At 32.2% G+C, this 22,910-nt stretch carries 18 protein-coding genes; 14 read left to right on the plus strand and 4 right to left on the minus strand.

Annotated features, from left to right (window positions below; genetic code table 11):
• The first annotated feature begins 2 nt into the window (after positions 1-2).
• The 10 genes from IUY40_RS06745 (at position 3) to queA (ending at position 10,560) form a co-directional block, all read left to right on the plus strand.
• Entirely contained in the window at positions 3-1,172 is a 1,170-nt protein-coding gene (locus IUY40_RS06745; protein WP_195736089.1) for a DUF1501 domain-containing protein, read from the plus strand.
• 651 nt (positions 1,173-1,823) lie between these two features.
• Positions 1,824-2,663 carry a prephenate dehydratase gene (locus IUY40_RS06750; RefSeq protein WP_195736090.1) on the plus strand — a complete coding sequence of 280 codons (840 nt, stop codon included), beginning with the start codon at positions 1,824-1,826 and terminating at the stop codon, positions 2,661-2,663.
• Between the two features lie 81 nt (positions 2,664-2,744).
• Positions 2,745-3,890 carry an aminotransferase class I/II-fold pyridoxal phosphate-dependent enzyme gene (locus IUY40_RS06755; RefSeq protein ID WP_195736091.1) on the plus strand — a complete coding sequence of 382 codons (1,146 nt, stop codon included), beginning with the start codon at positions 2,745-2,747 and terminating at the stop codon, positions 3,888-3,890.
• A gap of 85 nt (positions 3,891-3,975) precedes the next feature.
• Positions 3,976-4,833, plus strand: a complete 858-nt coding sequence (locus IUY40_RS06760) for a prephenate dehydrogenase (RefSeq protein ID WP_195736092.1) — start codon at positions 3,976-3,978, stop codon at positions 4,831-4,833.
• Positions 4,834-4,845: 12 nt separating this feature from the next.
• Positions 4,846-5,928 carry a bifunctional 3-deoxy-7-phosphoheptulonate synthase/chorismate mutase type II gene (locus tag IUY40_RS06765; RefSeq protein WP_195736093.1) on the plus strand — a complete coding sequence of 361 codons (1,083 nt, stop codon included), beginning with the start codon at positions 4,846-4,848 and terminating at the stop codon, positions 5,926-5,928.
• A gap of 265 nt (positions 5,929-6,193) precedes the next feature.
• Complete coding sequence (gene rsgA, locus IUY40_RS06770) at positions 6,194-7,171, plus strand: ribosome small subunit-dependent GTPase A (RefSeq protein ID WP_195736094.1); 978 nt, start codon at positions 6,194-6,196, stop codon at positions 7,169-7,171.
• Between the two features lie 95 nt (positions 7,172-7,266).
• Positions 7,267-7,719: a D-aminoacyl-tRNA deacylase gene (gene dtd / locus IUY40_RS06775; protein WP_195736095.1), complete on the plus strand. Its 453-nt coding sequence runs from the start codon at positions 7,267-7,269 to the stop codon at positions 7,717-7,719.
• Between the two features lie 26 nt (positions 7,720-7,745).
• Positions 7,746-8,072 (plus strand): nucleotide pyrophosphohydrolase, encoded by a 327-nt coding sequence (locus tag IUY40_RS06780; RefSeq protein WP_041518431.1) that lies wholly within the window; start codon positions 7,746-7,748, stop codon positions 8,070-8,072.
• 80 nt (positions 8,073-8,152) lie between these two features.
• Complete coding sequence (locus IUY40_RS06785; RefSeq protein WP_195736096.1) at positions 8,153-9,382, plus strand: 3-phosphoshikimate 1-carboxyvinyltransferase; 1,230 nt, start codon at positions 8,153-8,155, stop codon at positions 9,380-9,382.
• Positions 9,383-9,510: 128 nt separating this feature from the next.
• Positions 9,511-10,560 carry a tRNA preQ1(34) S-adenosylmethionine ribosyltransferase-isomerase QueA gene (queA, locus tag IUY40_RS06790; RefSeq protein ID WP_195736097.1) on the plus strand — a complete coding sequence of 350 codons (1,050 nt, stop codon included), beginning with the start codon at positions 9,511-9,513 and terminating at the stop codon, positions 10,558-10,560.
• Between the two features lie 66 nt (positions 10,561-10,626).
• Here queA and IUY40_RS06795 read toward each other — a convergent pair whose 3' ends face one another.
• Complete coding sequence (locus IUY40_RS06795; RefSeq protein WP_195736098.1) at positions 10,627-11,361, minus strand: SIMPL domain-containing protein; 735 nt, start codon at positions 11,359-11,361, stop codon at positions 10,627-10,629.
• Between the two features lie 147 nt (positions 11,362-11,508).
• On the opposite strand from IUY40_RS06795, the gene kynU reads away from it, so the two are divergent.
• Positions 11,509-12,783: a kynureninase gene (gene kynU, locus IUY40_RS06800; RefSeq protein WP_195736099.1), complete on the plus strand. Its 1,275-nt coding sequence runs from the start codon at positions 11,509-11,511 to the stop codon at positions 12,781-12,783.
• A gap of 165 nt (positions 12,784-12,948) precedes the next feature.
• The gene (locus tag IUY40_RS06805; RefSeq protein ID WP_195736100.1) at positions 12,949-13,377 is read left to right on the plus strand and encodes a glycine zipper family protein; all 429 of its coding nucleotides are present in this window, start codon (positions 12,949-12,951) and stop codon (positions 13,375-13,377) included.
• Positions 13,378-13,485: 108 nt separating this feature from the next.
• Here IUY40_RS06805 and IUY40_RS06810 read toward each other — a convergent pair whose 3' ends face one another.
• Together IUY40_RS06810 and IUY40_RS06815 are read right to left on the minus strand one after the other, a co-directional pair.
• On the minus strand, positions 13,486-15,285 hold the full coding sequence (locus tag IUY40_RS06810) for a hypothetical protein (RefSeq protein WP_195736101.1): 1,800 nt from the start codon (positions 15,283-15,285) through the stop codon (positions 13,486-13,488).
• Positions 15,286-15,392: 107 nt separating this feature from the next.
• Complete coding sequence (locus tag IUY40_RS06815) at positions 15,393-16,955, minus strand: hypothetical protein (RefSeq protein ID WP_195736102.1); 1,563 nt, start codon at positions 16,953-16,955, stop codon at positions 15,393-15,395.
• Between the two features lie 122 nt (positions 16,956-17,077).
• Here IUY40_RS06815 and IUY40_RS06820 point away from each other — a divergent pair, with 122 nt between their 5' ends.
• Positions 17,078-19,465: a penicillin acylase family protein gene (locus IUY40_RS06820; protein WP_195736103.1), complete on the plus strand. Its 2,388-nt coding sequence runs from the start codon at positions 17,078-17,080 to the stop codon at positions 19,463-19,465.
• Between the two features lie 197 nt (positions 19,466-19,662).
• Positions 19,663-21,000 carry an NAD(P)/FAD-dependent oxidoreductase gene (locus IUY40_RS06825; RefSeq protein WP_195736104.1) on the plus strand — a complete coding sequence of 446 codons (1,338 nt, stop codon included), beginning with the start codon at positions 19,663-19,665 and terminating at the stop codon, positions 20,998-21,000.
• A 76-nt stretch (positions 21,001-21,076) separates the two neighbouring features.
• On the opposite strand, the gene IUY40_RS06830 is transcribed toward IUY40_RS06825, so the two are convergent.
• Positions 21,077-22,591, minus strand: coding sequence for a helicase HerA-like domain-containing protein (locus IUY40_RS06830; protein WP_195736105.1), 1,515 nt, complete (start codon positions 22,589-22,591; stop codon positions 21,077-21,079).
• Positions 22,592-22,910: the final 319 nt, after the last annotated feature.

Consider the following 22,910-nt stretch of genomic DNA (forward strand, 5'->3'; position numbering starts at 1 on the left):
TTATGAACAGAAGGAATTTTATATCGATAACAGGAACGTTTACTGGTGGGGTGCTTTTACTTCCTGATTTTTTGCACGCTTATGGTTCTCAAAATAGTTTGGTAGTTGGGGAACAATGTGTTGTATTTGTTCAACTTAACGGTGGGAATGATGGATTGAATACTTTTATTCCGTACGATAATCCGTTGTATTATGATTTGAGGACAAAAATTGCTTTGGATAAAGATGTTATGGTAGGAAAAAATAAAGGAATGGCATTTCATCCCTCTTTAAAAGATTTTGCTCAAATGCAACAGAATGGAGATTTAACTGTAATTCAAAATGTTGGTTATCCAGAGCCTATTCGTTCACATTTTCGCAGTCAGGAGATTTGGCAAACAGCAACAGATTCGAACAAATATATAAATGAAGGCTGGCTTGGGCGCTACTTAGACTTGCAGTGTAAAGAGCATCAGGCTACGGCAGGAATAAATCTAGATACTATAGATAATTTGGCTTTGAAAGGATTTGAGCCAAATTCAATCACGGTAAAAGATCCAAACCGATTTAAAGTGAAATCAGATAAAGAGGAGAATGTAATGTTATCGGATAATCCGCAATTGGATTTTGTTCGAAAAATAGCCAACTCGGTTACCGAAGGTTCCAATGAAATCCAGAAAGCATTGGCAAAATCAAAAGCCGAAATAGGTTATCCTAAAACAGGCTTGTCTAAAAATCTGGAATGGATTGCAAGATTGATAAAAGGAAATTTAAACTCAAAAGTGTATTATACATCATTAGGAGGTTTTGATACGCATGATAATCAGCTTGCAATTCACGGGAGAAAATTAACTGAATTAAACGATGCACTTTATAGCTTTTATAAGGATATAAAGCAGTCTAAGATGCTTCAAAATGTTACTGTAGTTGTCTTCTCGGAGTTTGGAAGAAGAGTAAAAGACAATGGAAACGGAACAGACCACGGAACGGCAGCACCAATGTTTATTATAGGAGGGAACAATAAAGGAACAATTTTAGGAAAAAATCCTGATTTGACCAATCTCGATAACGGAGATTTAAAATATGAAATTGATTTCAGAAGTGTTTACGCCTCTTTATTACAACAAAAAATGAATTTTGATTATTCTAAAATTGGAATAAATAATAAACCTGTTGTGGGATTGTTTTCTTAAAGTGCAAAATAGTCAAACTGGTTTACTTGTTTCTGATAAAGTGAAAGGAGAATTAGACATCATTTTATTCCTTGTGCTAAAGCAGGAGATAATTTAAAAAAGCCATCATTAAGATGTTTTTTTTAGGATATCGTTTTGCATAGATAATTTATCTGAAGTAATTAAGCTCAATATATGGTAGATAATAATTACCTGAATTTGTTTCGCCAGATGTAACAGATTTAATAGTTTTTAGAGTAAATAGAGATAACAGACTTTTTTAGATTTAAGAAATCAGTATATTTTTTATATAATATTCTTGGAAAAGAAAAGGGGATACATCTATAATTACTAATTAGCAATTGGTTAAATCGCATTTTAAGGTCAATTTATTTAGATATCTTACAAAATTGAGCTTATTTGTTAGGAAATCCTTTTTTGTTCAATAAAAAGCATTATTTTTTTTGGTGCGGTAAAAATAATTTATACATTCGCAGAGTATTTATTGAAAAACACAAACAAAATGTCAAGCAACCGTTTTTATTTTAGCAACTCTTTTTATTTCTTCTTTAGTAGAAGAGAGGATTGTGCTATGGTTATTTGAGAAAATTTAAAAAGACAAATAAAACTAATATACAATCCTGATGAAAATCAGGATTTTTTTTTGAGTATATGACAACAAAAATTGCAATACAAGGTATTAAAGGTTCATTTCATCATCAGGTAGTGAATGAGTATTTCGTTGAAAACGTGGATATTGACGAGTGTTTGTCATTCGAAGAATTAATTGATAGCGTACTTTCTGGAAAATCAGATCAGGCTGTAATGGCTATCGAAAACTCAATTGCGGGGCCAATTATTCCGAATTATGCGTTGATAGATAAAAATAATTTACACATAATTGGAGAGCATTATTTAAATATTAGTCAAAATTTAATGGCGCTAAAAGGTCAAAAAATAGAGGATATTACAGAAGTTCATTCGCACCCAATGGCATTATTACAATGTATGGATTTCCTGAAAAAATATCCAAATATTAAATTAGTAGAGGATAAAGATACTGCTGAAACAGCAAGAAGAATCCAACAGAAACAATTAAGAGGTATTGCTGCAATAGCAAGTAAAACAGCTTCGGTGATGTATGATTTAGAGATTCTGGCGCCAGAAATTCAGACAATCAAAAACAATATGACTCGTTTTGTGATTATTAAGAAAGAAAATTCTTTTTTACCAAAAAATGAAATCAACAGAGCCTCAATTAAATTCGAATTAAATCATAAAAGAGGAAGTCTGGCAGCAGTTTTAAACGTAATGAGCGATTGCAAACTGAATTTAACAAAGATTCAATCGTTGCCAAAAATAGAAACACCTTGGAAATATTCTTTTTTCGTAGATGTAACTTTTGAAGATTACGAAGATTACGCAAAAGCAAAACGATTAACAGAGATAATGGCAGAGTATTTTAAAGTTTTAGGAGAATATAAAAATACAAAACCTTTAAGCGGGGCATAAGATCAGAAAATAGAAAGTTAGAAAGTCAATAGAGAAAGCATACAGCTAAAAGCCAAAGCTGAAAAAATATAAAACAGAACCATGATCACAACAGCAAAAAGATTAGATGTCGTAGAGGAATACTACTTTTCTTCAAAACTTAGAGAAGTAAGACAGCTACAATCAGAAGGCAAGCCAATTATCAATATGGGAATTGGAAGTCCAGATTTAAATCCTTCTAAAGCAGTTATCGAAGCAATAGTTTCGGCAATGCAAGATGAAAATGCACATCAATACCAAAGTTATCAGGGATTGCCAGAATTAAGAAAAGGAATGGCCGATTTTTACCAGAATAATTACGGTGTTGCTTTAAATCCCGCTAATGAGATTTTGCCATTAATGGGATCTAAAGAAGGGATTATGCATATTTCATTGGCTTTTCTGAATGAAGGAGATCATGTTTTAATTCCAAATCCAGGATATCCAACGTATACTTCGGTAACCAATTTGGTTGGAGCAGTTCCGGTTTATTATGATTTGAAAGAAAATACTAATTGGGAGCCAAATTTTGAAGCTTTAGAAAAATTAGATCTGTCGAAAGTAAAGATTATGTGGTTGGGTTATCCTCACATGCCTACAGGAGCAAGAGGAAGTTTAGAGTTATTTGAAAAATTGGTTGCTTTTGCTAAAAAACACAACATTTTATTGATTAATGATAATCCGTATAGTTTTGTTTTGAATGATAAACCGATGAGTTTATTACAAGTAGAAGGAGCAAAGGATGTAGCATTAGAACTGAATTCATTGAGTAAGACCTTTAATATGGCAGGATGGAGAGTTGGAATGGTTTTAGGTAACGCTGCGGTGATTGATGCAGTTTTGAAAGTGAAAAGTAACATGGATAGCGGGATGTTTTACGGAATCCAGAAAGGAGCTATTGCAGCATTAAATTGTGATGAATCATGGTTTGAAGAGCAGAATGTGATTTACAGACGTCGTCGTGAACTGACCGATAAGCTAGCCGAAAAATTGGGTTGTAAAGTATATGCTGAAGGAGTTGGATTATTTGTTTGGGCAAAATTACCAGAAGGTATAGCATCAGCAGAAGATTTTATCAATCAGATATTATATGAGAAGCATATTTTTATTACACCAGGAACTATTTTTGGTAGTAACGGAGAAGGATACATAAGGTTTTCACTTTGCGTAAAAGAAGAAAAAATACAAGAAGCAATAGATAGATTTTAAAACTAAAAGTTGTTAGAAATGAAAAAGACACAGTTGGACAGCAGGTTTCGATAGTTATCGGGAAGCTTCAAATAAAAAATAAAAAATGAATATACACGTAATAGGAATAGGGTTAATAGGTGGTTCAATGGTTTTAGATATCAAAGAATTATATCCAAATGCTACTATTTACGGAATTGATAATAACGAGGAGCATCTGCAAGAAGCAATTGCATTAGGAGTTATTGATAAAGCGTCGACTTTTGATGATTTGGGAACTGCCGATTTTGTGATTGTTTCAGTTCCGGTAGATGTTGCGCTTTCCGTTTTACCTAAAGTTCTAGATGTAATTGGCGAAAAGACAATAGTTTTTGAAGTAGGTTCTACCAAAAAACCAATTTGCGAAGCAGTAGTAAATCATCCTAGAAGAAGAAATTTTATAGCAACACATCCAATTGCAGGAACAGAATTCTCTGGGCCTTCAGCAGCAATAAAAGGACTTTTCAAAGGGAAAACGAATATTATTTGCGAGGTAGAAAAAACTACTTTTAAATTACAAGAAAAGGCTTTACAGCTTTTTACAGCAATAGGAATGCGGATACGATATATGGATCCAACATCGCATGATAAGCATATTGCATATGTGTCGCATTTGTCTCACATCAGTTCGTTTATGCTAGGAAAGACAGTTATCAATAAAGAGAAAGACGAACAAGATATTTTTGATATGGCGGGAAGTGGATTTGAAAGTACCGTACGGTTGGCAAAAAGTTCACCAGCAATGTGGACGCCAATTTTTAAACAAAATAAAAAACAGGTAATTGAAACCCTGGAAGAATATATATCAAATCTTACCCAGTTTAAAGATCTACTGGTTGCAGATGATTATAATGCCATTTATGAAGAAATGGAAAGCGTGAATAAAATAAAAGAAATATTAAACGGAATTACTATTAAAAAATAAACTAAAGAAAAGATGGAAAATAAGAAAGAAATGAGAAATTGGTTAGAGGCATTCAAATTAGATCATCCACTAGTAATAGCAGGACCTTGTAGTGCTGAAACTGAAGAGCAGGTGTTGAAAATTGCACATGAATTAAAAAACTCTGATGTGAGTATATTCAGAGCTGGAATCTGGAAACCAAGAACACGTCCAGGAGGATTTGAAGGTGTAGGAGAAATTGGTTTGAAATGGTTACAAAAAGCTAAAGCAGAAACTGGTTTACTAATGGGAACTGAAGTTGCGACTGCTGCACATTGTAAATTGGCTTTGGAACATGATATTGATGTTTTATGGGTTGGAGCTCGTACAACAGCAAATCCATTTGCAGTTCAGGAAATTGCAGATACTCTTAAAGGAACAGATAAAATCGTTTTGATTAAAAACCCTGTTAACCCAGATTTATCTTTGTGGTTAGGTGGTGTTGAACGTTTACATATGGCGGGAATCGAAAAACTAGGAGTTATACACAGAGGGTTTTCGACTTACGAAAAAACAAAATACAGAAATATTCCAGAATGGCAGATTGCTATCGAATTACAAAATAAATTCCCTGATTTGCCTTTAATTATTGACCCATCTCATATTACAGGAGACCGCAAAATGATTCTTGAAGTTACTCAAGAGGCTTTGGATTTAAATTATGACGGTATGATTATCGAAACTCATACTGATCCTGATAATGCTTGGAGTGATGCTGCACAACAAGTTACACCAGATACTTTGAAACAAATTTTCAAAGATTTGAGAGTAAGAAAAACGGATGATAAAACAGATGAGTATAGCCAAAAAATGTCGAAATTAAGAGCTAATATCGATGTTCTAGATGCTAATTTATTAGATTTATTAGGGAAACGTATGAAAGTTGCAGACGAAATTGGTCAGGTGAAAAAAAATGCAAACGTTGCTATTCTTCAAAATAACCGTTGGAACGAAATTTTAGGAAAAATGATTCTGGAAGGGGAGAAAAAAGGATTGTCGGAAGAGTTTGTGCTTAAAATGTTTAAAGCTATTCACCAAGAAAGTATCAGTCACCAAGAGAGAATTCTTAATGCATAATTCGGTTTAAACCATATAAGAGGTATAAGTTCATATTAAGGATTTGTAAGCACTAAACTTAAATGGTTTTATATTACTTAAATGGTTAATAATTCTCGAAAATAGAATCTTCATCACTTTTAAGAAAGTGGTGGAGATTTTTTTAATTTATACTTAAGATCAAAAACTTTGAACTTTAAACTTTAAACGAAAAACAATCATTTATCTTTGCAAAGAATTTAGTTTTGAATCCAAAAGCTGAAATCTGAATATCTAAAATTAAAAAATGACAGGAACCGTTTACAAATCTACAGGGAGTTGGTACACCGTAAAATCCGAAAGTGGTGATTTTATAGAGTGTAGAATGAAAGGAAAGTTTAGGATGAAAGGTATTAAGAGTACCAATCCTATAGCTGTAGGTGATGTTGTGGATTATGAACTCGAAGAAAGTTCAGATACTGTAACAGGAACGATTCATAATATTCACGAAAGAAAGAATTATATCGTTCGTAAATCCGTGAATTTATCTCATCAGATGCATATTATTGCATCTAATATTGATTGTGTATTTTTATTAGTAACAATTAATAATCCACCAACAACATTTAATTTTATCGACCGCTTTTTGGTTACTGCCGAGGCATATGGTATTGAAACTGTTTTGATTTTTAATAAAATTGATACTTTTGATGAAGCTACGCTTGATGAGCAATTGTATATGCAGTATGTATACGAGCAAGTAGGATACAAATGTTTGCGTATTTCATCGACAGAAGGGAAAGGTGTTGAGGAATTAAAGGGAATGATGATTGGTAAGGTAACGATGTTCTCTGGGCATTCAGGAGTTGGTAAATCAACTCTAGTAAATGCGATGGAGCCTAGTTTGCATCTTAAAACAAAAATGATTTCGACTGCAAGTAAACAAGGACAACATACAACAACATTTGCAGAAATGTTTGACTTGTCTTTTGGTGCACGTATTATTGATACACCAGGAATTAAAGGCTTTGGTATTGTTGATATGGAAAAAGAAGAAGTTAGTGGTTATTTCCCTGAATTTTTTAAATTAAAGGATCAGTGTAAATTTAATAACTGCTTGCATAAAGACGAACCTCATTGTGCTATAAAAGCAGCTCTGGAGAGAGATGAGATTGCTTGGTCACGTTACAATAGTTATCTTAAAATTCTAGAAGGCGAAGACGAACATTATCGTACAGATATTTATAATGATGATCGTGCCGCCAGCGATGAAACAAGAAAGTAAAATAGTCTAAAGTAAAATTTATCTGGACTTTAAGTTTATTATAAATATTTCTACGAAATGAATTCACAATTAACTATTCATAATCCACCATTATTTTGAGAGTTGTCCTTCAAAGAGTTTCTTCAGCTTCGGTAGTGGTTGATGGTAATAAAGTAGCCGATATCCAAAAAGGGTTACTTGTTTTTGTTGGTATTGAAGATGCCGATATACAGGAAGATATTGATTGGTTAGCTGGAAAAATAACCAAAATCAGAATTTTTAACGATGAAAATGATGTCATGAACTGTTCTGTTCAGGATATTAATGGCGAAATCATAGTTGTTAGCCAGTTTACACTTCATGCAGGTACTAAAAAAGGGAATCGACCATCTTACATAAAAGCGTCAAAACCCGATATTGCGATTCCGCTATATGAAAATTTTGTAGCTACTTTGGAAAAGGAATTTGGAAATAAAATTCAGACAGGAATTTTTGGTGCAGATATGAAAATCAGTCTGTTAAATGACGGTCCTGTAACAATAATAATGGATAGTAAGAATAGAGAGTAAAATTTACTTCTTAAAAGAATATAAAAATGGATTTAAAAAATGCCCAACTAGACGTTGATACTTGGATAAAAGAACACGGAGTTCGCTATTTTAACGAATTAACAAATATGGCTCAGCTTACAGAAGAAGTAGGAGAAGTAGCCAGAATTATTGCGCGTCGTTACGGAGAACAATCAGAAAAAGAAAGTGATAAGAATAAAGACCTTGGTGAAGAATTAGCCGATGTGGTTTTTGTAGTTTTATGTTTAGCGAATCAAACAGGAATTGATCTTCAGGCAGCTTTTGATAAGAAAATGGATTTGAAATCTATTCGAGACAAAGACCGTCATAAAAACAACGATAAACTAAAATAATGTGATAAGTTAGAGCAAAGCTTTGGAGTATCCTTTTTTTAAAATAAATTTACCGAAACGCATAAAATAACTACCCTACAATGAATTTACTATTAAAAACATCACAAGCTAATTTACAAGGACAAATTGCAGTAACTGGCTCAAAAAGTGAAACCAATCGACTGTTATTGCTAAAAGCGTTGTTTCCGAATATTAGTTTGGCAAACACATCAAATTCAGATGATAGTGAAGTAATGCAAAAAGCATTAGTAGGTAATGAAGAAATAGTAGATATCCATCATGCAGGAACAGCAATGCGTTTTTTAACAGCATATTTTGCTATTAACGAAGGTAGAGAAGTAGTAATCACGGGTTCAAGCAGAATGCAAGAACGTCCTATAAAAATTCTTGTTGAAGCTCTGGCTCAGCTAGGAGTGCAGATCTCATACCAAAAAGACGAAGGCTATCCTCCAATTCGTATCAAAGGAAAGAAAATAACAGCTTCAAAAGTTACATTAGCTGCCAATGTGAGCAGTCAATATATCTCAGCATTATTGCTTGTAGCACCTAAATTAGAAAATGGTTTAGAACTTACATTAGAAGGAGAAATTACTTCTATACCTTATATTAAAATGACTTTGGCTTTACTTAATGATTTAGAAATTCAAACTAGTTTTGAAGGAAACGTAATCAAAGTGTATCCAAAAACTGAGGTGGTTACAAAAGAAATGGTTGTAGAGTCAGATTGGAGCTCAGCCTCCTACTTTTTTAGCTTGGTAGCTCTTGCCGACACAGCTTCAATCACACTCAGTAGTTATAAAGAAAATAGTTTACAAGGAGATTCAGCATTGGTATCACTTTATGAGAGAATGGGAGTTCAAACTACCTTTCAGGATAATAAGATGACTTTGGTTAAATTACCAGATTTTAAATTTGAAACTGTAAACTTTGAATTAAATAATACTCCAGATATTGCGCAAACTATTGTAGTTACTTGCCTAGGTTTAGGAATAGGTTGTCATTTAACGGGTTTACATACTTTAAAAATTAAAGAAACAGATAGATTAGAAGCCTTAAGAATTGAACTAACCAAATTGGGAGCTGCTATTTCGGTAACGAATGATAGTTTGACACTTGTTGCTACGAATACAATAAAACCAAATGTAAAAATTGCTACATATAATGACCATCGTATGGCGATGGCATTTGCTCCGCTAGCCTTAAAAGTGCCAATAATCATAGAAGATGCAGGGGTAGTTTCTAAGTCTTACCCAGATTTTTGGAAAGATTTAACAAATTTAGGGTTTGAGACAACAGAAATAGTTGCGTAATAAGCAATGTTTACGGCTAAAAGCATCAAAATAGCTTGAAGTTTGCAATTTTAAACTAAATAAAAGCCAAAAGACTTGACAACGCCTATCTCACAATCGTATATTTGCACTCTAAATAAATAGACTACATGAAATTATCTCATTTTCAATTTAATTTACCAAAAGAACTTTTAGCTGAATTTCCAGCTGAAAACAGAGATGAGTCTCGTTTGATGGTAATTGATCGTAAAAAACAAACGATAGAGCACAAAATGTTCAAAGATGTAATCAATTACTTTGATGATGGTGATGTTCTTATTTTAAATAATACCAAAGTTTTCCCTGCTCGTTTGTATGGAAACAAAGAAAAAACTGGAGCAAGAATTGAAGTTTTCTTATTAAGAGAACTTAATTCAGAACAACGTCTTTGGGACGTTTTGGTTGATCCAGCTCGTAAAATCCGTATCGGAAATAAATTATACTTTGGTGATGACGATTCGTTGGTTGCTGAGGTTATAGATAATACTACTTCTCGTGGTAGAACATTACGTTTCCTTTATGATGGCTCTTACGAAGAATTCAGAAATAAATTAACAGAACTTGGAGAAACTCCAATTCCTAAATACATCAGTAGAGATGTAACTCCAGAAGATGCTGAAAGGTACCAAACGATATATGCTAAAGAAGAAGGAGCTGTTGCGGCACCAACTGCAGGATTGCATTTCTCGAAGCACCTTTTGAAAAAATTAGAAATAAAAGGAATAAACTTTGCAGAAGTAACACTTCACGTAGGTTTAGGGACTTTTAATCCAGTTGAAGTTGAAGATTTATCAAAACATAAAATGGATTCTGAAGAGTTAATCATTACTCCGGAAGCTTGTGAAATTGTTAATAATGCAAAAATAAACAAGAAACGTATTTGTGCAGTAGGAACAACTTCAATGCGTGCTATTGAAAGTTCTGTTTCATCGCAAAATACATTAAATCCTTTTGAAGGTTGGACAAATAAATTTATTTTCCCTCCTCATGATTTTAGTATTGCAAACTGTATGATTACAAATTTCCACACACCAAAATCAACATTATTAATGATGATTTCTGCATTTTGTGGACATGATTTAATGAAAAGAGCCTATGACGAAGCTATAAAAGAAGAATATAAATTCTACTCTTATGGTGATGCAATGCTTATTATCTAAGAAATATATAATAAGGTTAATTCATAAATCTCGCTATTATTTTAATAGCGAGATTTTTTTTTAAATTTAATTGACCTGATATACTAGTCTTACTGTAATATTAGCAGTTTTGTTTTTAGAAGACGTATTGAATGAGCCTCCATAAGAAAAATCTTCAGATGAATTTTGTCCAGTAATTTGGAAAACGCCCATATCAGATTTTTTTAATCTTCCTAAAGTAGCATCTGCATTTTCGGAAATACTTTTGGCCCTGGAGCTAGCGTCTTTGGTTGCTTCTGCAATCATTTTTATTTTAAGTTCAGCTAGTTTAGTATAATAATATTCAGGAGCATTAGAATAAAATTCAATCCCGGAATTTATTAGTTCACTAGATTGTCTGGAAATTTCCTCAATTTTATTTACTTCTTTAGACTGGATAGTTACATTTTGTGTTAATGTAAATCCGGTAAAAACTTGCTGTTTTGGAGTTCCATTTTCATTATAAGAAGTATCAAAATCCTTATTGAAATCTACAGCCGAAAAAACCATTTCAGAATTTTGGATTCCGTTACTATTTAAGTAGTTTTTTATTTTATCTCGATCACTATCTAATGAGGCATATGCTTCTTTTAGGGTAAGACTCTTTTTAGAAAACGAGCCACTCCAAACAATTAAATCAGAAACAAAATCTGTTTTACCTAAACCAGTAACACTAATAGTGTCGTTGTCTTTATTTCTATTTTGAAATGCATTTGAAAATAAATAGGCAGAGATAATTACTGCTAAAGAAAGGATAATGATGTTTAAATTTTGTTTCAACATAGCTTATAATTTTAAATTGAATTACAATATATCAAACTAATTTTGTTAAAATATATTTTATTGTATTTATTTTAATATAGGTTTGTGTCTTTTTCCTTTTGCCTGAGTCCTAATTTTTTTCTACATTTACCAAACAAAAATTTAACAATGACTTTCGAAAACACCCGTGAATTTGCACAAAAACTTGATTCACAAGACATATTGCGTAAATACCAAGACGAATTTATTTTTCCTGAAGTGAATAATAAAAAGGTTATTTATTTTACTGGAAATTCTTTAGGATTACAACCTAAACGCACAAAATCATACGTTGATGAGGTAATGACAGATTGGGCTAATCTAGCAGTTGAAGGGCATTTTTACGCCAAAAAACCGTGGTGGGATTACCATGAACGTTTCGCTAATCCGCTTAGTAAAATTGTAGGCGCTTTGCCAAGCGAAGTTACTGTGATGAATACATTAACAGTTAATCTTCACTTATTGATGGTTTCTTTTTATAAACCAACTGCAACCAGATATAAGATTATTTGCGAAGAAAAAGCATTTCCGTCAGATCAATATATGTTTCAGAGTCAGGTACATTTTCATGGTTATAAAACAGAAGATGCAATTGTTGAAATTAAGCGCCGTGATGGAGAACACAATATCCGATTAGAAGATGTTTTAGCGAAAATTGAAGAAGTAGGAGACCAATTGGCTTTGGTATTAATAGGAGGAGTAAATTATTACACAGGACAAGTTTTTGATATCAAAACCATTACTGCAGCTGGACAAAAAGCAGGAGCTAAAGTAGGTTGGGATCTAGCACATGCAGCAGGAAATATAAAATTAGAATTGCACGATTGGAATGTAGATTTTGCAGCTTGGTGTAGTTATAAGTACATGAATTCAGGACCAGGAAATGCATCTGGTTGTTTTGTACACGAAAAGCATCATAATAATCCAGATTTACCTCGTTTTGCAGGTTGGTGGGGGCATAATAAAGAACGCCGTTTTAAAATGGAACCTAATTTTGATCCAGTACATGGAGCAGATGGTTGGCAAATAAGTAATTTACCGATACTTTCTTTAGCGCCTTATTTAGCATCAGTAGAAATGTTTGAAGAAGTAGGAATGGATGCTTTGATTACCAAAAGAGATAAAATAACAGCTTATCTAGAGTTTATTTTGCATGAAATAGATAAAGAGGTAAAAGGGAATTTTGAGGTTATTACTCCAGCTGACCCTAAAGAAAGAGCATCACAATTATCTGTGTTGTTGCATGGAGAAGGACGTAGTTTATTTGATTATTTGATGAAAAATGGTGTTATTACCGATTGGCGCGAACCTAACGTTATTCGTTTGGCTCCAGTTCCTTTGTATTGCTCTTTTGAAGATATGTATGAATTTGGACAAGTTTTAAAAAGAGGAATTTTAGAATAATCTAAATTTAAATAAAATATTTAAAGTCAGCTAATTCAGATCGTTCTGAGTTAGCTGACTTTTTTGCATAGTTTAATTTTATAACGATCTCTTGAAATTATGTAATTGCATACAAAAAGTTTAAACTTTACTTTGCTATGTTATAAAAACCTAAAATTTAGAATCATGAAAACATTATATTTAATAGTATTCTCTTTTGCGATTATCTCGTGTCAGAATCAAGGGAAGATGGATATTCAAAAAGCCAAACAAGCGAGTATTGACTCTATGAAAGTTGAAATTAATAAGCAAAAAGTTATTGATTCAATGAAAACAGAGATGGCAAAAGTTCAAGAAGAAAAAGAGAAAGCAGAGGCAGTACCTCAAAAGGTAGTTGTTGTAAATCAGCAAGCACCAGCTGCTGCGGCTACACCAAAGAAAAAAGGATGGAGTTCGACTGCAAAAGGAGCTGTAATTGGTGCTGGAGTAGGAGCAGTTACTGGAGCAATTATCAGTAAGAAAAAAGGCGAAGGTGCAATAATAGGAGGATTAGCAGGTGCTGGTGTAGGTGCAGGAACTGGAGCAATTATAGACGGAAAGAAGAAAAAAGAATAGAGAGACCACTATTCTTAGAATAAGTGTTAGTTATATTCAAATAGAAAAACCACCTCAAATTAATTTTAGAGGTGGTTTTTTGTATCAGAAGAAATAGTGTTAATCGCTTTATGCCGGAATAGTTATAGCAATAAGCTTTGTTCTATAATCATTAAATTGTTCTTTAATTTTTGCTTTCTCATTCTTAAAGTAAGAAGAAGAAGCAAGCAGATTTTCATAATAAGAAATGCCACTTAAGAGATTGTCTTTAAAAGCTTGAATTTTTTTAGTTTGCGCAGCTGTTATTTCTGCTGAAATATTTTCAATATCTTTCTTAAAATAATCAAGATACATCTTCAATTCCTTCACGAATAAATTTGGACGATTTTCAACGCGTATAACCGACTTATTTCCGTAAATATGCTGTACCATATCATTCAAAGATACTTCTTGGTCAAAATAGGCCATATTTGGACCAGGGCATATAACAACACCTTGAGCTTGTCCTTTTATTTTAATATCGTTCTCTATATAAGAAGCATTTGCTAAACCTACACATAAGCATGATTTCTCAGTAATAGCAGTTTTAGATTTTTCAAAAGATTCAGGAGAAATAGTATCTTTTATAGTTTCTAATTCGGCCAATTTTAAATCCTGATATTTTTTTGAAGCCGAACAAGTTCCTTTAGGGTCATATTCTTTGCTCAATGCTAAGAATTTTTTCGGACATGAACTTCCTGCTTTATTATCGTGAATGCGTTTTTGTTTAAGAATTTCGTTAGAAGTTCCTCTTAGTGTATTAAATGGTACACCTAACGGAGAGATATGACTTAAATATAAATCGGCTTCTTTTGCTTTCATTAATAAATTTCGGGTAGGCTGATCGACAGATGTTGCTTCTGGAACTAGTAAAAAAGGAGTTCCCCAGCCTACAGAATCTACGCTGTAATTATCTAACAAAAATTCGTGTTCTTCAGCAGTTCCTACACCTCCTTGTACCGTAATTTTTAGCGGTAAAGGTTTTTCGGGAACTAGAAATTGTTTTTGCACTAAAGCCTTCACCATTAAATCATGAGCAGATTGGATTAATTGGTCCTTTTTCTGTTTAAATTCTTCCAGGATAGGACCTAGTAATAATCCTTCGGTAGCAAATGCATGCCCGCCACAATTTAATCCAGATTCAATGCGATACTCAGAAACCCATAGTCCTTTTTTTGCCAAAAAGTTACCTTGAATCATAGCTGATCTAAAGTCACTTACTTTTAGTATAATTTTCTTTTTAAGCTCATTATTACTATTTGGAAAAAAATCTGGAAAATTCTCGAAGTAACTATATAATCTAGGATTCATACCAGCAGAAAGAACTAATGAAGATTCCAGATTGCTGTTGGCAAAACCACGAAGAGCTGCATGAGCATCATTAAATTCAATAGGTAATTGTTTATCCTTGATAAAATTATCTTTATCCAGTTTTGTCATTATGTTTACATCGATAGCACCTGCAGAAAGATGTGATTCGATATAATTTCGGATGTTTTCTTTAAAAGAAATGCCATCTTCCATTAAGTTTAAAAAACCTTTTTTTATCTCCGAACTATTAGGTAACATCGAGATGTAGTTTTCTAGAGCTTGTTTGCTCTCAGATAATTCAGTTTTAAAACTTTCAAATTTTTGTTTTACGATTTTATCTACTAAGTTTAAGTAGGTTGTAATACGTTTGGCTCTGTAATCATGAATTTTTTGACTTATTTCCTGATAAGAAGAATTGAACTTCTCAGAATAAAAAGCGGTCATCTTTTCAATTAACTCATCATCAGCAATCGAAATCACCGATGAAATACCATATTTAGCCACTCGAATCGGACTATCAATAGTATAAGCGAGTCCCATTACAGGAATATGAAAAGAGTGTATAGGGGTTTTTGTCATTTGCTATTATTATAAAATTTAATAAGTAACAAATGTTGTGAAATAAATTTATTTAAAAACTGATATATGTCATGTTTATAGCAGATTAAGTTTGTTTTTTTAGGTAATTAAATCAAAATCTTTTTGAAAGATTCTGCGATGCATCTCCATAAAAAATTATAAAAAGACTTTTCTTGAATTCGATCTAATTCTATTTTGGTCTTTTTAGCTTCATTATCAGAGTCTTTTTTAAGGATTAAATTAGCTAGAGAACTTTTTAATTTTGCTTCTTTTTCAGGATTTTTCTTTTTGTATAAAGTAACTTTTAAGTCTTTGTATTTTAAGCTCGCATTTCCGGTGGCTTTTTTGTCATTTCCAGTAATGTCAAAATGGTAATCATCAAAAGTGCCTTTGAATGAAGTATTAGTATATGGTTTTGTAAAAGCATACATTGCCTGAACGTCAAATTTTGCAATATTACCTTTTATACGAAAACCATCCTTTTTATCTAATACGTTTAATGACCAATGTATTTTTAAAGGAGAGTTTTTCATAAAAAGACAATTGACGTTAATATTTAAGTCAGCTACTTTTTTTAAACCAAAACCACTCTGAATGTTTGTTGCGATTAAATTAAAACGACTGAAAGTTAATATGGCTGGGCCTTTCTGAAAATTGATTTCTTCTTCATATACTAATTTTGAATTTCGGATAGAAAGGGTGTCAATTTTTAGTGGAAACGGAATTTTTCGGAGTAAAGCATTATATAGTGGTTTTTTGCTTAAATCATCTTCGGGTAGTTTATTCCGATAGATATTTGCATCTAAATCATCAAAAACAATAGAGTTTGCATTAAAGAAAAACAAATCATTTTTAAATCCCCAGTCCATAGAATTTATACTCAAATCAGTAGCTTTTATTGTAAAAAAGTCTTTTTCCTTTGTTATTTTCTGTACAAATTGATGGCGAGAAAATAAAGGAATATAACTGAATTTTTTTACTTTTAAAGAATGATTATTAGTTGTTATTTGCGAAGCGTTAATGGTATAAAACGGGTTGGGTTTGTAATATATGCTATCACAATTTAGAGCGTATTTTTGATATGAAAAAGGAATTTTCTGTTTAAGAGTTTCATCATTGATAATAATTCCTTCTAATACAATGGCGATATTTCGCGTGTATAAAATGGGTTTATTTGTTTTGGTAGACATAATATCTAAACTCGTTTTATTGAGATAAATATTAGAAACAATAATAATTTTTTGAAAAGGTTCGATTACTTGTGTACGGATGCTATTGCTATTGTCGATTACTTTCTCATCGTTTTTGTATAAGATTACTCGAGCATGATCAATCGTGATGCTTTTGGCACGTAAAACATCATTAAATAAAAGATTCCAAATACTAAAATCATTTATGGCAACTGTTCCGATTTTAGAATAAATTCCAATTTTGGTTGCACTATCTTTAGGAGCATTTTTAGGATTGATAACAATGTTAGAAGCGTAGATGTCAGCTGACCAAAGATCTATTTTAATATCTGCATAAGTAATTTGATAAGGTGTTTTATTATTGTCTTGAATGATTTTAGGAAGTTGTTTTTTTACCCAAAAATTTAATCCTGAATTTATTAAAAACAAGAGAGCTAGAAGCGAAAGGATTCCTGTAATTATTTTTTTATTTAAAGACATTTAGTGTGTATTTTATTTTAAATATATAAATTTAAAGACTTAAAAAGAATACCTTTTAGATACAATTGTGATTTTAACACGACTACATTTCATTAAAATATTTATTTATACAATTTAGAAACATGAAAAAAATCAAAAAAATACTGTTTGTTTTGTTCTTATTACTGGTTGTTTTAGGAATTGGTTTATGTACTTATATTTTTCATTTAAAACCAAAATATGAAGGAGAAGTAAAACTGAAAAATATTCAAAAAGAGACAACGGTATATTTTGATGATTTTGGAGTGCCACATGTTTATGCAAACACTCAAAAAGATGCTATGACCGTTTTAGGTTATGTACATGCTCAGGATCGTTTGTGGCAAATGGAGCTAATGCGTCGTATTGCATCAGGACGATTATCAGAAATCTTTGGATCAGTAATGCTGAAAAACGATAAGTTTTTTTCGGGTTTAGGAATTGAAGAAGCTTCGGCTAAAGCAATAGCTCAATTAGATAAAAATAGTCCAAGTTACCAACTAACAATGGCTTATCTAGATGGGATTAACCAATATATGGATGAAGGAGTAACCCCAATAGAGTTTCAATTGGTTGGAGTGAAAAAACAAAAATTTACTATAAAAGATGTGTATAATATTTTTGGATATATGTCATTTAGTTTTGCAATAGCTCAAAAGACTGATCCTTTAATGACTGATATTCGTAATAAATATGGGAATGAATATTTAAAAGATTTAGGTTTAAATGGCGAATTTAATACCACACAAATAAGAAGTTCAAAAGAGAATCCTGAAGAATTTGCTGCTATTTCAAAATCGGTTACTCAGCTTCTTGAAAAATCACCAATTCCTCCTTTTGTAGGAAGTAATAGTTGGGTAATAGCTCCTCAGAAAACAAAAAAGGGTAAAGTTATTTTTGCCAATGATCCGCATATTGGATTTTCACAACCAGGAACATGGTACGAGGCCCATATAGTAACTCCGGATTTTGAATTGTATGGATGTTATTTGGCAGGAACACCATATCCTTTATTAGGACATAATAGAGATTATGCCTACGGATTGACAATGTTTGAAAACGATGATATTGATTTTTATCAAGAAGAAAATAAACAAGGGGACACTAATCAGTATAAGACACCAAATGGGTATGAAAAATACGAGACTAGAAAGAAAATTATAAAAGTTAAAGATTCATCAGATGTTGTTGTAAATATCAAAATAAGCCGACATGGTCCAGTTATGAATGGCTTATTAGAAGATTTAAAGAGCAGTAATAAACCAATAACAATGTCTTGGGTTTATACGCAGCAACCTATAAAAACTCTAGAAGCGGTTTATGGTATTTCGCATGCTAAAAATAAAAATGATTTTAAGAAAGCAGTCGGACTTATTGCGGCTCCAGGATTAAATTTAATGTATGGCGATGCAAAGGGTAATATAGGATGGTGGGCAACAGGAACTTTATACAAACACAATAAAGGAGTAAACCCTAATTTTATCCTAGATGGTGCAAGTGGTAAAGATGATATTACTGAATATTTGGATTTCTCCAAAAACCCATCAGCTGAGAATCCAAAATGGGGATATGTGTATTCGGCAAATAACCAGCCAGAAGCTATTGATGGATTTCTATATCCAGGATATTATTTGCCAGAAGATCGTGCTAAAAGAATTATGCAATTACTCGATTCAAAATCGGATTGGGATAAAGAAGCGGTTAGTAAAATGATTTTTGACAATACTACAATAGTTGCTCCAACAGTAGTTGAGAATTTAATTTTGAATGTAAAAAATGGATCGCTTACAGCAAATGAAAAAAAGGCATTATCAATTCTTAAAGATTGGAAAGGAACGAATAATGTGCAAGATGTAGCGCCTACGATTTATAATAAATGGGTGTATGTATATTTAAAAAACACTTTTGAAGATGAATTGGGAGAAGAGAATTTTAAAAATTTATTGGAGACTCATCTTGTAAAACAAATTATAGCAAAACAAATACAAAATGAAAATTCAGTTTGGTGGGATAATATATTGACTAAAAATGTAAAAGAAACGAAGAAAGACATTTTGATAAAATCATTTCATGAAGCAATAACGGGACTTGAAAAACAATTGGGAACGAATGTTCAAGATTGGAAATGGGAAAAGGTACATACAGTAGAGTATCATCATCCATTAGGGCAAGTAGCAGCTTTACGAGGTATATTTAATGCAGGGCCTTTTGCAGTTTCGGGATCGTCGGAAGTGATTAATAATCAGTTTTTTGATTTTACAGACAAAGGGATTTATGATGTAAAGGGCGGTCCATCGACAAGAAGAATTATTGATTTTTCAGATATAGAAAATAGTTGGAGTATTTTGCCTACTGGGCAATCAGGAAATCCATTTAGTAAACATTATACCGATCAGGCAGAACTCTATAATGCAGGAAAGTTCCGAAAAATGAAATTAAATAAAAAAGAGATTATAAAAACATCTACAAAGTTGATTTTTAAACCTAAATAGAAAAGCTGAAAGGGTTTGAGATTCGATTTCATTATGTAATTGATTGCGTGAGGGATTGAACTAGAAAACCTATTCAGAGAAATGAAAGCCTTGCCTGATCTTTTGGGAGGAGCACGACCAAATTTTTCTTTGATTTATAGTCTATTCTATACATTATATAGTTATTTTTACGATTCGTATAATTACATTTTTTTTTAATGCAAACTCCACTTAAAATTGCTGTTGTAGGTTCTGGATTAGTTGGCTCATTGTTGGCAATTTATCTTAAAAAGGAAGGGCATGAAGTTCATGTTTATGATCGAAGTCCAGATATTCGTAAAATTAATTTTTCGGGACGATCGATAAATTTAGCCATGTCTAATCGAGGTTGGAAAGCATTAGATGGTGTTGGTGTTGGAGATGCAGTACGTGAAATTGCAATTCCGATGGATAAACGAGCCATACATTTAGTAGATAAACTTAATTTTCAGAATTACGGACAGGAAGGTGAAAGTATTTATTCAATTTCAAGAGGAATGCTAAATCGTAAAATGATTGATTTAGCAGAAAATGCTGGAGCCGAGTTTTTCTTTGAACAAAAAATATGGGATGTCACGTTAAGTGAAGCTACACTACATATTGGAGAAACAGAAAGAGGGGAGTGGGAAGAAAAAAAATACGATATGGTTTTTGGAGCCGATGGAGCTTTTTCTAGAATTCGCCATCGTATGCAACGTCAAAGTATGTTTAATTATTCGCAAGAATTTTTGAATATAGGATATAAAGAATTAAATATTCCTGCAAATCCCGATGCAACACATAAATTAGATAAAAATTCTTTTCATATTTGGCCACGAGGGGAATATATGCTTATTGCATTGCCTAATTTAGATGGTAGCTTTACATGTACTTTATTTATGCCTTTTGAAGGAGTAAATTCTTTTGCCTCGTTAACAGATAGAAAACAGGTGGAAGGCTTTTTTGAGGAAAATTTCCCAGACTCTATTGAGGTTATACCAAAATTAGCCGAAGATTTCTTTAATAACCCTACAAGTACATTGGTGACAATGAAATGTTTTCCTTGGACATATAGTGATAAAATAGCTTTAATAGGAGATGCTTGTCATGCTATTGTTCCGTTTTATGGACAAGGAATGAATGCAGGTTTTGAAGATATAACGGTTTTATATGAGATGATGCTTAAATACGGAGATGATTGGAAGACTGTTTTCTCTGAATATGAAATTTCACGTAAACCCAATGCAGATGCAATAGCTGAACTATCGTATCGCAATTTTATGGAAATGAGTACCAAAACAGCCGATGAAAAATTCTTATTACAAAAAAAGATAGAAAAAGCTTTTTCAGATAAGTATCCAGATAAATGGATTCCGCTTTATAGCCGTGTTACTTTTAGTGATCGTCCTTATGCTGAAGCATTAGCCATTGGTGATTTTCAAAATACAATTATGGAAGAGATTTTAAGAATAGAAAATATAGAGGCAATTTGGGATAGTCCTGTTGTTGAAAATAAAATTCTAGAATTATTAAAATAAGAACATTTACATAGATATCCATAAAATAAGAAACCCTTTTGATGTTATATTAAAAGGGTTTCTTGTTTTTTAGAATTTATTTCTTGAACATTTTTGATAAAACACCAAATACACCTCTTATAAAGGTAGCACTTGTTACTACTTTTAATACTGATTTGCCAACGACACTTGCAGTACTAGGTTCATTGCTTATTTTCTTCGAAGATTTCTTCTCTTCTTGTGAGGAGGTAGCTTGTTCAGCATCGCTAATTTTTTTGGTTAGTATCTCGTAAGCGCTTTCACGGTCGATTATCTCACTGTATTTCTTAACTAATTTAGATTTCTGATTGATTTCCTGGATTTCACTTTCCGTTAGCACGTCCATTCTACTCATTGGAGCTCTCATCATGGTTGCTACTAACGGCGTAGGGATACCCTTTTCGTTTAATGCAGTTACCAATGCCTCTCCAATACCTAAACTTGTAAGCAGTTCGTCAGTTTTGTAATATTTAGATGTAGGGTAGTTATCAGCAGTTTTTTTAATAGCTTGTCTATCGTTAGCAGTAAAAGCTCTCAGAGCATGCTGGATTTTTAATCCCAATTGAGCTAAAACACCACTTGGAACATCCATCGGGTTTTGAGTTACAAAATAAACTCCAACACCCTTTGAACGAATAAGTTTTACAATAGTCTCAATCTGCTCTAATAATACTTTGCTGGCTTCATTAAAGATTAAATGCGCTTCGTCTATAAAAATGACTAATTCAGGCTGGTCGACATCACCCTTCTCTGGCATTTGTTGGTATATCTCAGCAAGAAGGCTCAGCATAAAAGTGGAGAATAGTTTAGGTTTATCCTGAATATCTGTTAAACGAATGATATTCACATAACCTTTTCCATTCTCATCGATACGCATTAAATCATCAATTTCAAATGATAATTCGCCAAAAAAGATATCAGCTCCTTGTTGTTCAAGTTCGATTATTTTTCTAAGTATGGTTCCAGTTGTAGCAGTAGATATTTTGCCATAACTAGCTGCAATTTCATCTTTTCCTTCCTCAGTAATATAGTTAATAACCTTTTTAATGTCTTTTAAGTCTAGTAAAGGCATTTTGTTATCATCACAATATTTAAAAATCACAGAAATAACACCCGATTGCGTGTCGTTTAATCCTAGTATTCTAGAAAATAAAACAGGCCCAAATTCCGAAACAGTAGCGCGTAATCTCACTCCGCTTTGCTCAGAAAGAGTCATTAATTCTACAGGGAATTGTGATGTTTTATAAGGAATGTCAATTTTAGCATGACGCTCAGTAATAAAGGATTTTTCTTCCCCTTCTTTTGCAATACCACTAAAATCACCCTTTATATCCATCATTAAGACAGGAATTCCAGCTAGAGAAAGTTGCTCAGATAATACCTGAATTGTCTTTGTTTTTCCAGTTCCGGTAGCCCCAGCAATTAATCCGTGACGATTTAATGTCTTTAATGGTATTTTTACATGTGCATTCAGAGGCTCACCATTATAGAGTGCTCCACCAAGAATAATACTCTCTCCTTTGGTTTGATAACCATCATTTATACTTTGAATAAATTCGTCTTTTTGGCTCATATTTTATGTAACATTAATTCAGTTGCAAGATATTATTTTTTTCTTAAATCGTTTAATTCAGAGATGTTAGCGTAAAAAAAATCTATTTTTGTTAAAAATAAAAATAAAAATTATTTTCTTAACATATCAGGAGGATTTTGGCAGATTGTGTTTCTTTTTATTAAATTGTTGTAAATTTTATTATAAATAATTATTTTTTAACTTCGATTTTATTTAAAATTCAATTAATACGATTAGATAATTTTGTGATTAGGTTAAATTAATTGGAATTAAACTGAAAAAAGTTTTTTTATTTAAACTAAAAATATAAATTTGCTCC

This window comes from Flavobacterium sp. ALJ2 (genome assembly GCF_015594725.1).
GTDB lineage: Bacteria > Bacteroidota > Bacteroidia > Flavobacteriales > Flavobacteriaceae > Flavobacterium.

Bases quoted from the DNA above. Each gene is read 5' to 3' on its own strand.
- IUY40_RS06820 (WP_195736103.1), top strand. From the start codon at position 17,078: ATGAAAAAAATCAAAAAAATACTGTTTGTTTTGTTCTTATTACTGGTT.
- IUY40_RS06815 (WP_195736102.1), bottom strand. From the start codon at position 16,955: ATGTCTTTAAATAAAAAAATAATTACAGGAATCCTTTCGCTTCTAGCT.
- IUY40_RS06805 (WP_195736100.1), top strand. From the start codon at position 12,949: ATGAAAACATTATATTTAATAGTATTCTCTTTTGCGATTATCTCGTGT.
- queA (WP_195736097.1), top strand. From the start codon at position 9,511: ATGAAATTATCTCATTTTCAATTTAATTTACCAAAAGAACTTTTAGCT.
- IUY40_RS06780 (WP_041518431.1), top strand. From the start codon at position 7,746: ATGGATTTAAAAAATGCCCAACTAGACGTTGATACTTGGATAAAAGAA.
- IUY40_RS06785 (WP_195736096.1), top strand. From the start codon at position 8,153: ATGAATTTACTATTAAAAACATCACAAGCTAATTTACAAGGACAAATT.
- IUY40_RS06765 (WP_195736093.1), top strand. From the start codon at position 4,846: ATGGAAAATAAGAAAGAAATGAGAAATTGGTTAGAGGCATTCAAATTA.
- IUY40_RS06830 (WP_195736105.1), bottom strand. From the start codon at position 22,591: ATGAGCCAAAAAGACGAATTTATTCAAAGTATAAATGATGGTTATCAA.
- IUY40_RS06745 (WP_195736089.1), top strand. From the start codon at position 3: ATGAACAGAAGGAATTTTATATCGATAACAGGAACGTTTACTGGTGGG.
- IUY40_RS06810 (WP_195736101.1), bottom strand. From the start codon at position 15,285: ATGACAAAAACCCCTATACACTCTTTTCATATTCCTGTAATGGGACTC.
- IUY40_RS06755 (WP_195736091.1), top strand. From the start codon at position 2,745: ATGATCACAACAGCAAAAAGATTAGATGTCGTAGAGGAATACTACTTT.
- IUY40_RS06795 (WP_195736098.1), bottom strand. From the start codon at position 11,361: ATGTTGAAACAAAATTTAAACATCATTATCCTTTCTTTAGCAGTAATT.
- rsgA (WP_195736094.1), top strand. From the start codon at position 6,194: ATGACAGGAACCGTTTACAAATCTACAGGGAGTTGGTACACCGTAAAA.
- IUY40_RS06760 (WP_195736092.1), top strand. From the start codon at position 3,976: ATGAATATACACGTAATAGGAATAGGGTTAATAGGTGGTTCAATGGTT.
- IUY40_RS06825 (WP_195736104.1), top strand. From the start codon at position 19,663: ATGCAAACTCCACTTAAAATTGCTGTTGTAGGTTCTGGATTAGTTGGC.
- IUY40_RS06750 (WP_195736090.1), top strand. From the start codon at position 1,824: ATGACAACAAAAATTGCAATACAAGGTATTAAAGGTTCATTTCATCAT.
- kynU (WP_195736099.1), top strand. From the start codon at position 11,509: ATGACTTTCGAAAACACCCGTGAATTTGCACAAAAACTTGATTCACAA.